Raw genomic sequence first — 12,780 nt, 5'->3', positions numbered from 1 at the left:
GCTGGAGGAATTCTTGGACGCATCTCCGATCCATGACATCTTTGTCATTGGCGGCGGTATCAACGGCTGCGGCATTGCCCGCGATGCAGTTGGCCGCGGCTTCTCGGTGTTTCTCGCCGAGATGAACGACCTGGCCAGCGGGACCTCCTCCGGTTCGACCAAGCTGATCCATGGCGGCCTGCGCTACCTCGAATTCTACGAATTCCGGCTGGTGCGCGAGGCGCTGATGGAGCGCGAAGTTCTGTGGAAGAACGCGCCGCACATCATCTGGCCGATGCGCTTCGTGCTGCCCTATGCCAAGGGCCTGCGCCCGGCCTGGCTGATCCGGCTCGGCCTCTTTCTCTACGACCACATTGGCGGCCGCAAATTGCTGCCGGCGACCCGCACGCTCGACATGGCCAAGGATCCGGCCGGCAAACCGCTGAAGCCGCTGTTTCACAAGGCGTTCGAGTATTCGGACGGCTGGGTCAACGATGCCCGCCTGGTGGCGTTGAACGCGCGTGACGCCGCCGACCGCGGCGCCACCATCCGCACCCGCACGAAAGTCGTCGCAGCAAGGCGCGAAGGCGATATCTGGGCAATCCGCCTGGAGGATCTGGCGACCGGAACGACCGAGGAGGTAAAGGCCCGGCTGCTGGTCAATGCCGCCGGCCCGTGGGTCGACCACGTGCTGTCGACCACTGTGGGCCAGAACGACGTGCACAATGTCCGCCTGGTGCAGGGCAGTCACATCGTCATCAAGAAGAAGTTTGACGATCCGCGCGCGTACTTCTTCCAGAACAAGGATGGGCGCATCATCTTCGCCATTCCCTATGAGGAAGAGTTCACGCTGATCGGCACCACCGATCGCGACTATCCCGGCGATCCGCATGACGTGAAGATCAGCGACACCGAGATCGACTATCTCTGCGCGGCGGCGAGCGAATATTTTGCCAAGCCCGTGACGCGCCCGGACATCGTCTGGACCTATTCGGCGGTGCGCCCGCTCTATGATGACGGCGCCTCGAAGGCGCAGGAAGCGACCCGCGACTATGTGCTGAAGGCCGATAGCGGCGAGGGCAAGGCGCCGATCGTCAATGCTTTCGGCGGCAAGATCACCACCTATCGCCGGCTGTCGGAATCGATGCTGGAAAAGATCGAAGGGTTTCTCGGCAAGCGCGGCAAGCCATGGACGGCGAACGCGTCCTTGCCCGGCGGCGATTTCCCGGCCACCGGTTTCGACGCGCAGGTGGCGAAGCTGAAGAGCTCCTATCCTTTCCTCGACCAGCGCCTGGCGCGCCGGCTGACCAGGCTTTACGGCACGCGCGCGCAAGTGCTGCTCGGCCTTGCCAAGTCGAATGCCGATCTCGGCCGCAATTTCGGCGCCGATCTCTACGAGGCCGAGGTGCGCTACCTCTGCGAAAATGAATGGGCGCTGACCGCCGAAGATGTATTGTGGCGTCGCACCAAGCGCGGCCTGCATTTCAGCCGCGAGCAGGTCTCGGCCCTTGACGAATTCATGCGCGGCATCAGCCAGCGCCATGTCGTTGCAGCGGAATAGGGAAGGCGATTGATGCACAAAGCCTGGGAGGAGGCATCATGCTGGAACTGAGAAACGTGACGAAGACGGTCGGTGCCGCGGAGCACATCCGCGACGTCTCGCTGACGCTTCAACACGGCTCGCTCAACGTCCTGCTCGGGCCAACGCTGTCGGGCAAGACCAGCCTGATGCGGCTGATGGCCGGGCTCGACGTGCCGACCTCCGGCTCGGTCTGGTTCGACGGCCAGAATGTCACCGGTATGCCGGTGCAGCAGCGCAAGATCGCCATGGTCTACCAGCAGTTCATCAATTACCCCGCGATGACGGTCTATGAGAACATCGCTTCGCCGTTGCGCGTCGCCGGCACCGATCAGGCCAAGATCGACAAGGAAGTCCGCAACGCGGCAGCGCTTCTGAAGCTGACGCCCTATCTCGATCGCACGCCGCTCAGCCTGTCCGGCGGCCAGCAGCAACGCACGGCGCTTGCGCGCGCCATCGTCAAGAACGCAAGCCTGGTCCTGCTCGACGAGCCGCTCGCCAATCTCGATTACAAATTGCGCGAGGAATTGCGCGCCGAGCTGCCGAAGATCTTCGCTGCCGCCGGCACCATTTTCGTCTATGCCACGACTGAGCCGCACGAAGCGCTGCTGCTCGGCGGCAACACGGCGACGCTGTCCGAGGGACGCATCACCCAGTTCGGCCCGACCATCGACGTCTTCCGCAAGCCGATCGACCTGGTGACGGCAAGGACCTTTGCCGATCCGCCGCTCAACACCATCGTGCTGGCCAAGAAGGGCCCGGATTTCCTGCTCGAGGGCGGCGTCAAGCTGCCGGTGCCGGCCGAGCTTTCCGGCATCGCCGACGCCAACTATACGATCGGTTTCCAGCCGCATCATCTCTCGCTCGAGCGGCCCAACGCTGCCGCCGTGCCGGTGCGCGCCAAGGTGACGATCACCGAGATCACCGGTTCGGAAAGCTTTATCCATCTCGATTTCGCTGACGCGCGCTGGGTCATGCTGACCCATGGCATCCGCGATTTCGAGCCCGACGCAGAGATCGAGGTGTTCATCGATCCGCGCCACATCATGGTCTTCGACAGCAACGGCAGCGCCGTCGCCGCATCGAAGCTGGCGGCTTGAGGGGGAAGAGATGGCGCGCATCGACGTCAACCATGTCCGGCACTCCTACCTGCCCAACCCGCAGAAGGATGCCGATTTCGCTCTCAGGGAAGTGCACCACACTTTCGAGGATGGCGGCGCCTATGCGCTGCTCGGGCCGTCCGGCTGCGGCAAGACCACGCTGCTCAACATCATTTCAGGCCTGCTGCATCCTTCGCACGGAAAGCTGCTGTTCAACGGCAAGGACGTCACCAATCTGTCGACGCAGGAGCGCAACATCGCGCAGGTGTTCCAGTTCCCGGTCATCTACGACACCATGACCGTCTACGACAATCTGGCGTTCCCGCTGCGCAACCGCGGCGTGCCGGAAGCCGACGTCGACCGCAAGGTGCGCGAGACGCTGGAGATGATCGATCTGGCGTCATGGGCGAAGAAGAAGGCGAGGGGCCTGACCGCCGACCAGAAGCAGAAGATTTCGCTCGGCCGCGGCCTGGTGCGCTCCGATGTCAACGCCATCCTGTTCGACGAGCCGCTGACCGTCATCGACCCGCATATGAAGTGGGTGCTGCGCTCGCAGTTGAAGCAGCTGCACCGCCGCTTCGGCTATACCATGGTCTATGTCACCCATGACCAGACCGAGGCGCTGACCTTCGCCGACCAGGTGGTCGTCATGTATGATGGCGGCATCGTCCAGATTGGCACGCCGGCCGAATTGTTCGAGCGCCCGCGCCACACTTTTGTTGGTTATTTCATCGGCTCGCCCGGCATGAACGTCATGCCGGTGGCGATCGAGGGCAAGACCGCGACCATCGGCAGCCAGCGCATCGAACTGCCCGGCGCGCCCAAGACTGCCGCTGGGAATACTGGCGCCATCGAACTCGGCATCCGTCCCGAATATGTCAGGCTCGGCCGCGACGGCATGGCGGTGAAAATCAGCAAGGTCGAGGATCTCGGCCGCCACAAGGTGGTGCGCGCCAGCCTCGAGGGCCGCGAGATCGCAGCCGTCATCGGCGAGGACGAGAGCGTGCCGGCCGAGCCGAAGGTGCGCTTCGACCCGGCCGGCATCAACATCTATGCCGATTCCTGGCGTGTCGAGATGGGGGCATAGATGGAAAAGACCTGGAACAACAAAGCCTGGTTCCTGGTGCTGCCGGTGCTGGTGCTGGTGGCGTTCTCGGCCGTCATCCCGCTGATGACGGTCGTCAACTATTCGGTGCAGGACACGTTCGGCAACAATCAGTTCTTCTGGGCCGGCACCGAATGGTTCGAGGAGCTGCTGTCATCCGACCGCTTCTGGGAAGCGATGGTGCGCAACCTGATCTTCTCCTTCATCATCCTGGCCATCGAAGTGCCGCTCGGCATCTTCATTGCGCTCAACATGCCGAAGAAGGGTTGGGGCGTTCCGGTCTGCCTGGTGCTGATGGCACTGCCGCTCTTGATCCCGTGGAACGTGGTCGGCACCATCTGGCAGGTGTTCGGCCGCAACGACATCGGTCTGCTCGGCTATTACGTCAATGCGCTTGGCATCGACTACAATTACGTCCAGGACCCGTACGACGCCTGGGTCACCATCATCATCATGGATGTCTGGCACTGGACCAGCCTTGTCGTGCTGCTTTGCTACGCCGGCCTGGTCTCGATTCCAGACGCCTTCTACCAGGCGGCCAAGATCGACGGCGCCTCGCGCTGGGCGGTGTTCCGCTACATACAGCTGCCGAAGATGCAGCGCGTGCTGCTCATCGCCGTGCTGTTGCGCTTCATGGACTCATTCATGATCTACACCGAGCCCTTCGTCGTCACCGGCGGCGGGCCTGGCAATTCGACGACCTTCCTGTCGATCGACCTCGTCAAGACCGCGCTCGGCCAGTTCGACCTGGGTCCGGCGGCGGCGATGTCGCTGGTCTACTTCCTGATCATCCTGTTGTTGTCGTGGGTGTTCTACACCGTGATGACCAATTACGACGCGGAGCGCTGAGATGAGCGGCGCCAACGAGAGAGCTGACCGAGTGAGCGAGACGACAGCCGAGGGCAAACTGGCGAGCACGCTCTCGCAGGACCAGGTCGCCCGGCTGATGCGCAAGCGCGGCGAGGAATCGCGCTGGTGGTGGATCGTGCCGACGGTCTACATCATCGTGCTTTTGCTGCCGATCTACTGGCTCATCAATATGAGCTTCAAGACCAATGCCGAGATCGTCTCTTCGCTGACGCTCTATCCGCATGCGCCAACGATCGCCAACTACGTCACCATCTTCACCGACGCCTCCTGGTATTCGGGCTACATCAACTCGATCACCTATGTGGTGATGAACATGGTGATTTCGGTGGCGGCCGCGCTGCCGGCGGCCTACGCCTTTTCGCGCTACCGTTTCCTCGGCGACAAGCATCTGTTCTTCTGGCTGCTGACCAACCGCATGGCGCCGCCGGCGGTGTTCGCGCTGCCCTTCTTCCAGCTCTATTCCGCCTTCGGCCTGATCGACACCCATATTGCGGTGGCGTTGGCGCACTGCCTGTTCAACGTGCCGCTGGCGGTGTGGATCCTCGAAGGCTTCATGTCGGGCGTGCCGAAGGAAATCGACGAGACCGCCTATATTGACGGCTATTCCTTCCCGCGTTTCTTCGTGAAGATATTCATGCCGCTGATCGCCAGCGGCATCGGCGTCGCCTGCTTCTTCTGCTTCATGTTCTCATGGGTGGAACTGTTGATCGCGCGCACGCTGACCACCACCGATGCAAAGCCGATCGCCGCTACGATGACCCGCACGGTCTCTGCCGCCGGCATGGACTGGGGCCTGCTCGCCGCTGCCGGCGTGCTGACGCTGATCCCAGGCGCGCTGGTCATCTGGTTCGTCCGCAACTACATCGCCAAGGGCTTCGCCCTGGGGAGGGTGTGACCATGAATCTCGACCTCACCTGGATGGCGTGGACGTGGCCAACGGCGGCGTTCTTCGGCACCATTCTTTTCCTGCTGTGCGGCATGGCGGCCTGGGAATTCGTCTCGCCGGGCGGCAATCCCCGTGTCGGCGTGCTGCGCTTCGAGACGACGCGCGGCGATCGCCTTTTTCTTTCGCTGCTTGGCAGCGCCTTCATCCATCTCGCTTGGCTGGGTCTTGTCGGAACCAACCTGTGGTGGGCTCTCGCTCTCTCCGTGGTCTACGCCGTCGGCGTGTTCCGCTACGTATAGAGGGGGAAACTGTTGGAGCGACCGCGTGCCGGCGGCCGCTCCAGATCGCACTTGAAACCTAAATGTGGAGGAAACCTATGCGACGGCAATTTTTAACATCTACGACCGCGCTTGTCCTGTTGCTCGGGGCAGGCAACGCCTATGCCGGAATGGACGAGGCCAAGGCGTTCCTGGACAAGGAAATCGGCCCGCTGTCGACGCTTGATCGCGCCGGACAGGAAGCCGAAATGCAGTGGTTCATCGATGCCGCGAAGCCTTTCGCCGGCATGGACATCAAGGTCGTCTCCGAAACCATCGCCACCCATTCCTATGAATCGCAGGTGCTGGCGCCGGCCTTTTCGGCGATCACCGGCATCAAGGTGACGCACGACACCATCCAGGAAGGCGACGTCGTCGAGAAGATCCAGACCCAGATGCAGACAGGTCAGAACCTTTATGACGCCTGGGTCAACGATTCCGACCTGATCGGCACGCACTGGCGCTACCAGCAGGTTCGCAATTTGACCGACTGGATGGCGGGCGACGGCAAGGATGTCACCAACCCGAACCTCGACCTGAAGGATTTCATCGGCACCTCCTTTACCACCGCGCCGGACAAGAAGCTCTATCAGCTGCCCGACCAGCAGTTCGCCAACCTCTACTGGTTCCGCTACGACTGGTTCAACGACGAGAAGAACAAGGCCGACTTCAAGGCCAAGTACGGCTACGACCTCGGCGTTCCCGTCAACTGGTCGGCCTATGAAGACATCGCTGAGTTCTTCACCGGCCGCGAGATCGACGGCAAGAAGGTCTATGGCCACATGGACTACGGCAAGAAGGACCCGTCGCTCGGCTGGCGGTTCACCGACGCCTGGCTGTCGATGGCCGGCAATGGCGACAAGGGCATCCCGAACGGTCTGCCGGTCGACGAATGGGGCATCAAGGTCGACGAGAATTCGCGTCCTGTCGGCTCCTGCACGGCGCGCGGCGGCGACACCAATGGCCCGGCTGCCGTCTACTCGATCCAGAAGTACCTCGACTGGCTGAAGGCCTATGCTCCGGCCGAGGCACAGGGCATGACCTTCTCCGAATCCGGCCCGGTTCCGGCGCAGGGCGCGGTTGCGCAGCAGATCTTCTGGTACACCGCCTTCACCGCTTCGATGGTCGACGCCGGCGCCAAGGCGGTGATGAATGACGACGGCACGCCGAAGTGGCGCATGGCCCCGTCGCCGCACGGCGTCTACTGGAAGGACGGCATGAAGCTCGGCTATCAGGACGTCGGTTCCTGGACGCTGATGAAGTCGACGCCGACCGACCGCGCCAAGGCCGCCTGGCTCTACGCGCAGTTCGTGACGTCGAAGACCGTCGACGTGAAGAAGAGCCATGTTGGCCTGACCTTCATCCGCGAGAGCACGATCCACGACAAGAGCTTCACCGAACGTGCTCCGAAGCTCGGCGGCCTGATCGAGTTCTACCGCTCGCCGGCCCGCGTCCAGTGGTCGCCGACCGGCACCAACGTGCCTGACTATCCGAAGCTGGCACAGCTCTGGTGGCAGGCGATCGGCGATGCCTCGTCCGGCGCCAAGACGGCGCAGGAAGCCATGGACTCGCTCTGCGCCGAGCAGGAAAAAGTCATGAGCCGCATCGAGAAGTCGGGCGTCCAGGGCGATATCGGCCCGAAGATGGCCGAGGAGCATGACCTCGCCTACTGGAACGCCGATGCGGTCAAGAAGGGCAATCTCGCGCCTCAGCTGAAGATCGAGAACGAGAAGGAAAAGCCGATCACCATCAACTACGACGAACTGGTGAAGAGCTGGCAGAAGTAGTCTTGGCGTACGCGCCAGGATCATAGTGAACGGGGAGGCGGCATCGTGCCGTCTCCCCTGTTTGTATAAGCGAGCTACCGGGAGGACTAATGACCGGATACATCCTTGCGATCGACCAGGGCACGACATCGACCAGGGGGATCCTGTTCGACGGTGAGATGAAAGTTGCCGGCAGCAAGCAGCAGGAATTCACCCAGCATTACCCGGCCTCCGGCTGGGTCGAGCACGACCCGGAGGACATCTGGGGAACCGTCGTCGCCACGGTCAAAGGCGCGCTGAAGGCCGCCGGCCGCGAGGCGTCCGATGTGGCGGCGATCGGCATCACCAACCAGCGCGAAACCGTCGTCATCTGGGACAAGGCGACCGGGAAGCCAATCCACAATGCCATCGTCTGGCAGGACAGGCGCACCGCGCCGCTCTGCCAGAAGCTGAAGAAGCAGGGGCTGGAGAAAAAGTTCACCAAAAAGACCGGCCTGCTGCTCGATCCCTATTTCTCCGGCACCAAGATCGCCTGGATGCTGGACAAGGTGAAGGGCGCGAGAAAACGCGCCGAAAAGGGCGAATTGCTCGCCGGCACCATCGACAGTTTTTTGATCTGGCGGCTGACCGGCGGGAAGGTTCACGCAACCGACGCCACCAACGCCTCGCGCACGCTGGTCTATAACATCGAGAAAAATGTCTGGGACGACGAGCTGCTCGCCATCCTGCGCATCCCCGTCGCGATGCTGCCGCAGGTCAAGGATTGCGCCGACGACTACGGCGTGACGGAGAAAAGCCTGTTTGGCGCCGAGATAAAGATCCTCGGCGTGGCGGGCGACCAGCACGCGGCGACCATCGGCCAGGCCTGTTTCGAGCCGGGCATGATGAAATCGACTTACGGCACCGGCTGCTTCGCGTTGCTCAACACCGGGGCCGATCTGGTGCGTTCGAAGAACCGGCTTTTGACCACCATCGCCTACCGGCTGAACGGCAAGACCACCTATGCGCTGGAGGGCTCGATCTTCATCGCCGGTGCGGCCGTGCAATGGCTGCGCGACGGCATCAAGGTGATCGGCAAGGCCGAGCACAGCGGCGTGCTGGCTGCCGAGGCAGATCCCACGCAGAATGTCTATCTGGTGCCGGCTTTCGTCGGCCTGGGCGCGCCGCACTGGGACGCCGAGGCGCGTGGCGCGATCTTCGGCCTGACCCGTAATTCAGGCCCGGCGGAGTTTGCCCGCGCCGCACTCGAATCCGTCGCCTACCAGACGCGCGACCTGCTCGACGCCATGCGTAAGGACTGGAAAGGGGCTTCGGCGAAAACCGTGCTCCGCGTCGATGGCGGCATGGTGGCCTCCGACTGGACCATGCAGAGGCTGGCCGACATCCTCGACGCGCCGGTCGACCGTCCGACCATTCTGGAGACGACGGCGCTGGGCGCCGCATGGCTCGCCGGCTCGAAGGCGGGTGTGTGGCCGAAGGCGAGGGACTTTGCCAGGAGCTGGGCGCTCGAGCGCCGCTTCAAGCCGGACATGGATGCGACGCTGCGCTCGGCAAAACTGGCGGGCTGGCGCGATGCGGTGCGCAGGACGCTAAGCGCGCAATAGATCGACGGACCGCGAAATGATTGGGCTTTGCTGAGCGAGGGAGCATGAGAAGTCCAGATTGGTATCCTGCTTGGCGCGACGAGGCTATCGACCAGCTGAACGCGAAGAACAAGCGGCTCGAGGGCGACTTCCACCTGGGTAGCTGGTCCCGCTACGACTACGATCTGACAACCGGAAAGCTTCTCTTTTCAGACCAGAACATCGTCAGAGTTGTCGCCGAAATCCAGATTGCAGGTAGCACCAGCGCGAAGGCCAGCAACTGGCTTTGGGCCTGGTCGAACTCAAATCTGCCTAGAGAACTGCTTGTCGACGCAAAGCTGGTTAGATCGTTCGGAGAGAAGAACGGCATTGACGAGCTGGCGCAGGCCTATGTGACGGATGCTCAAGACAATCTGGAAGTGCTCGGTTGGGAATTGTCCGCGACCATGGTTCGGATTTGCGACGCTCTTGGAGCTTACCGGTCTCCACGCGGAGAAGGCGGTGGTCTCTATCTGGTCTTGAAGAGCATTGGTTGGGCGAGTTGAACTGAACCGCCGTCCCCTGTGACAAGCCATACAGAAAACCCGCGCCGACTCGGCGCGGGTTTTTACTCATACTCGTCAGCTACTGGAACTCACCCTTGGATCAATAGGGCGAATTGCACTGCCGCCGAGGACCGTAGTTCGGCTGGTAGGTGTTGTCCGACGCGCGATACGACCGGTAGCGGTCATAGCACCACTGCACATGCGAATCGCCGCCCCGGTACACGCGGTTCTGGTTGTTGTTGACGATCGCGCCGGTGATCAGCGCGCCGGCAATGAATGCACCAGCCGGGAACCAGAAATCGCCGTGACGGCGATAGCCGTGGCGGTAATGGCGCGAGCCGCGATGGCCGTTCCAGTAGGCGCCGTCATTGTTGCTGCGCGAGAAATTGCGGCTGCGGTCGCCGTTGAAGTTGCGGTTTTTCATCCACGGCCTGTAGTCGACCGCCTGTACATCGGACGAAGCCGACGGGGCCTGCGGCGCAATCATTTGCGTGGCGCCGGCCGGCATGGCCGCGGATACTGCGAAAGAGGCTGACAATGTGGCCGCCAGCATACCCGATACGATCTTGTTCACGATCTTCTCCTTAAAAAGGGTGGTTGACGTCCCTTGTGGGGAGAGAACGGCCCGGCGGTGCGAAGGTTCCCCGCCAGAACATTAAGTTGCTGATTTGCAATGTTTCTCAGGTCAACCCGAGAAGAAAGGACCCATCTCGCGCGCCCGCAGATTTTGAAGCGGCGACCTCATTGCGGGAGCGGCTCACCGGGCGTCCTGCCAAGGCAATTTGCGGGGCCTAAGCCGATGGCAGAAACCTCGGTGAAAGAGCCTTCTTTTTCCGGTTGACCGGTCGCGGCACTCTCCCTATGTTCCGCGCAATTTCGAGGGCGGCCTTTAGAGCCCGCGGGAGCGCGTAGCTCAGCCGGTAGAGCAACTGACTTTTAATCAGTAGGTCTCGGGTTCGAACCCCGACGCGCTCACCAACGATTTCAAGCACTTAGCGCTAAATCCGACGACATTTCATGCGCCATTGTCGTTTACCAGAATTACCAACATTTCTGGGCTTTTCCCAGCGTTTCCGGGGATTAGCCGGGATTCGTTGGCGCACAGATGGCGCACGCCCCCCCCCACAGCAAAAAGCCCGCGCGAGGCGATTCCCGGAACAGTCGTTCAAGCAGCCCGGAACCATCCCTTTTAATTAATGTTTACTCGGTGTGGCGGCGGAGCATTTGTTTGTCCCTCAACAGCGATGCCGGGCCTCGTAACCCTAATTCGCCGTCACACCTCATCCATCCAAATCATCATTCCGTACTGGATCATTTCGGCGCCCTCCGCGTTGAGCAAAACCATCACGGGAGGATTCATCATGGGCGACGATCGGCACCAAAGAATTCAGCAACGAGCATATGAAATTTGGGAGCGCGAAGGCGGAGTGCATGGCGACCCAGAGAAGCATTGGCACCAGGCTGAGGCAGAAATCGATGGCGAGGATCGATTGGAAACCGAACAGGCATTTACCGAACCAAGCGCCGTCGGAGCGACGGTGCTATCGGCCAAGACGCGAAAGCCGCGGCGCGCTGAGGCCAGTTCGGACGTCCTGACGGTGGAGGCGCTGGCAATGCGTACCGGCATTACGGGCGACCAAGCCCAAGACCTAATTGATAGGCTAGGCAACGATCGCGAGGCGATCGAGGAAGCGGCCCGGAGCTTGGCGTCCGGTCAAACGAATTTCAGCAAATAGAAAACCCCGCCGAAGCGGGGTCTTGTCGTTATTGAGGTGCGGTGGTGGTCAGGCGGCGACACGCGGATCAAGCGGCGTTTCGGCCAGTAGGCAATCAGACCAGTCTGGATGATCGTCTGACATCGGGACCAGGCTCTCCGCCAGGATCATTCTATCGCGACATGGATCCACCCGCATGAATGAGCGTACGCCGTAAATCTCGCGTCCTTTGGTCGTTCTAACCCGTCCCATAACTAGCGACGGCATAGGCTGGTCTTTGTGGGTAATCCATGCACCGAGTTCGAATTGCCAAGTCTCAGGAGGCGGTGGTTCGGCGACAATAGCGTGAGCGTTCATTTCCATCACTCCAAGGTAAGGCCTCTCAGGCCAGCGCCGGAAAGCGCACCGGCAGCCGGGGGTGAGAGGCGACCCTTGGATCGCCGGCAAGCCTTTAGGCTTCGGCCCTGGACATAGCTATGCCACCCCGGCCAATGACTCGGCATGCTGCCGTTCGATTATGTGTAGGAAACCCCTTACCCTTGCCTTAAGCATGGCCGAGAATCGGGCGGCTTGCAAGAACCCATACAATATTTATTTTCGCTATCTACTCTATAAGGCGTTTTCGCCCAAGCAACTAGGCGTTTTCACATTTTTTGAACAAGAAACATGGCGTTTACACAACTTCGCGCCAAGGCGGAATCGCCTTGAAGTGCCGATATCCGGTAGGCGAAAACGCCTAAGAGTACTTATAAGAGTCCATATGGACTCCACCGTTATTTTGTGGAATCCATACACATCTGAGCGATACAGGGTGCGTCTATGAAGCACGACCATACCTTCGATGAACTTTCAAAAGCGCTGGCGCTGCCACGCAGGGATTGGCGCGGCACAGTCAGCGCCCTTGCCCTTGAACTCGGCGGCAAGCTCGCTACCGGCTTGGCGATTGGAATTGGGATTGCTGTCGGCCGCGCCATGGCGGGCTGAGTGATGTCCGAACGCGTCTACACACTCTCGGAAGCCGCAATCCACCTCCGCCTGACAAACCGTGGCGTCGCCAAGATAGCTCGCCGCCATGGCCTGTGCATGGTCACCGGCCGAGCCTTGCTCTTCAGCGACGCCGATATCGAGGGCATCAAGGACACGCTACGGCCGGCCCCGACGCTACCGCTGCGAGCTGCTCGACGGGCGGATACGTCATCGCACTATCAGCAACTGCGGAGCCTCATGGAACTGACGCGCAAGAAAAGTAAGCGGTCGGCGAAATGATCCCCGAGCCGAGGACGATCACCAACGTTGCGCTTGCGCTGGACTCCCATCAATAGCTGTGAGCAGGAT

At 61.4% G+C, this 12,780-nt stretch carries 13 protein-coding genes and 1 tRNA gene; 13 read left to right on the top strand and 1 reads right to left on the bottom strand.

Features of this window, described 5'->3' with window-relative positions; translation table 11 throughout:
* Positions 1 to 13 precede the first annotated feature (13 nt).
* The 9 genes from glpD (at position 14) to AC1DXM_RS08450 (ending at position 9,730) form a co-directional block, all read left to right on the top strand.
* Complete coding sequence (gene glpD / locus AC1DXM_RS08490) at positions 14 to 1,540, top strand: glycerol-3-phosphate dehydrogenase (RefSeq protein WP_477232652.1); 1,527 nt, start codon at positions 14 to 16, stop codon at positions 1,538 to 1,540.
* 38 nt (positions 1,541 to 1,578) lie between these two features.
* A complete protein-coding gene (locus AC1DXM_RS08485) occupies positions 1,579 to 2,658 on the top strand; it encodes an ABC transporter ATP-binding protein (RefSeq protein ID WP_192253782.1) in 1,080 nt (359 codons plus the stop codon).
* A 10-nt stretch (positions 2,659 to 2,668) separates the two neighbouring features.
* Positions 2,669 to 3,745, top strand: a complete 1,077-nt coding sequence (locus AC1DXM_RS08480) for an ABC transporter ATP-binding protein (protein ID WP_477232651.1) — start codon at positions 2,669 to 2,671, stop codon at positions 3,743 to 3,745.
* Positions 3,746 to 4,612 carry a carbohydrate ABC transporter permease gene (locus tag AC1DXM_RS08475; protein WP_454574966.1) on the top strand — a complete coding sequence of 289 codons (867 nt, stop codon included), beginning with the start codon at positions 3,746 to 3,748 and terminating at the stop codon, positions 4,610 to 4,612.
* A 1-nt stretch (position 4,613) separates the two neighbouring features.
* Positions 4,614 to 5,528 carry a carbohydrate ABC transporter permease gene (locus AC1DXM_RS08470; RefSeq protein WP_192253788.1) on the top strand — a complete coding sequence of 305 codons (915 nt, stop codon included), beginning with the start codon at positions 4,614 to 4,616 and terminating at the stop codon, positions 5,526 to 5,528.
* 2 nt (positions 5,529 to 5,530) lie between these two features.
* Entirely contained in the window at positions 5,531 to 5,818 is a 288-nt protein-coding gene (locus AC1DXM_RS08465) for a DUF2160 domain-containing protein (protein ID WP_477232650.1), read from the top strand.
* Between the two features lie 77 nt (positions 5,819 to 5,895).
* Complete coding sequence (locus AC1DXM_RS08460; protein WP_477232649.1) at positions 5,896 to 7,623, top strand: ABC transporter substrate-binding protein; 1,728 nt, start codon at positions 5,896 to 5,898, stop codon at positions 7,621 to 7,623.
* A gap of 89 nt (positions 7,624 to 7,712) precedes the next feature.
* A complete protein-coding gene (gene glpK, locus AC1DXM_RS08455; RefSeq protein WP_477232648.1) occupies positions 7,713 to 9,206 on the top strand; it encodes a glycerol kinase GlpK in 1,494 nt (497 codons plus the stop codon).
* 44 nt (positions 9,207 to 9,250) lie between these two features.
* Positions 9,251 to 9,730, top strand: a complete 480-nt coding sequence (locus AC1DXM_RS08450; RefSeq protein ID WP_477232647.1) for a DUF6882 domain-containing protein — start codon at positions 9,251 to 9,253, stop codon at positions 9,728 to 9,730.
* A gap of 100 nt (positions 9,731 to 9,830) precedes the next feature.
* Here the strand turns inward: AC1DXM_RS08450 and AC1DXM_RS08445 are convergent, their stop codons facing one another.
* On the bottom strand, positions 9,831 to 10,304 hold the full coding sequence (locus AC1DXM_RS08445; protein ID WP_477232646.1) for a BA14K family protein: 474 nt from the start codon (positions 10,302 to 10,304) through the stop codon (positions 9,831 to 9,833).
* 328 nt (positions 10,305 to 10,632) lie between these two features.
* On the opposite strand from AC1DXM_RS08445, the gene AC1DXM_RS08440 reads away from it, so the two are divergent.
* The 4 genes from AC1DXM_RS08440 (at position 10,633) to AC1DXM_RS08425 (ending at position 12,711) form a co-directional block, all read left to right on the top strand.
* Positions 10,633 to 10,708, top strand: a tRNA-Lys gene (locus AC1DXM_RS08440).
* Positions 10,709 to 11,091: 383 nt separating this feature from the next.
* Positions 11,092 to 11,466: a DUF2934 domain-containing protein gene (locus AC1DXM_RS08435; RefSeq protein ID WP_477232948.1), complete on the top strand. Its 375-nt coding sequence runs from the start codon at positions 11,092 to 11,094 to the stop codon at positions 11,464 to 11,466.
* Between the two features lie 798 nt (positions 11,467 to 12,264).
* Positions 12,265 to 12,429 (top strand): hypothetical protein, encoded by a 165-nt coding sequence (locus tag AC1DXM_RS08430; RefSeq protein ID WP_477232645.1) that lies wholly within the window; start codon positions 12,265 to 12,267, stop codon positions 12,427 to 12,429.
* Between the two features lie 3 nt (positions 12,430 to 12,432).
* Positions 12,433 to 12,711 carry a hypothetical protein gene (locus tag AC1DXM_RS08425; protein WP_477232644.1) on the top strand — a complete coding sequence of 93 codons (279 nt, stop codon included), beginning with the start codon at positions 12,433 to 12,435 and terminating at the stop codon, positions 12,709 to 12,711.
* The last annotated feature ends 69 nt before the right edge of the window (positions 12,712 to 12,780 follow it).

Source organism: Mesorhizobium sp. P3_A2 (assembly GCF_056403115.1).
Note: the sequence above shows the minus strand (reverse complement) of the source record. Positions and strands in the feature narration are given on the sequence as shown.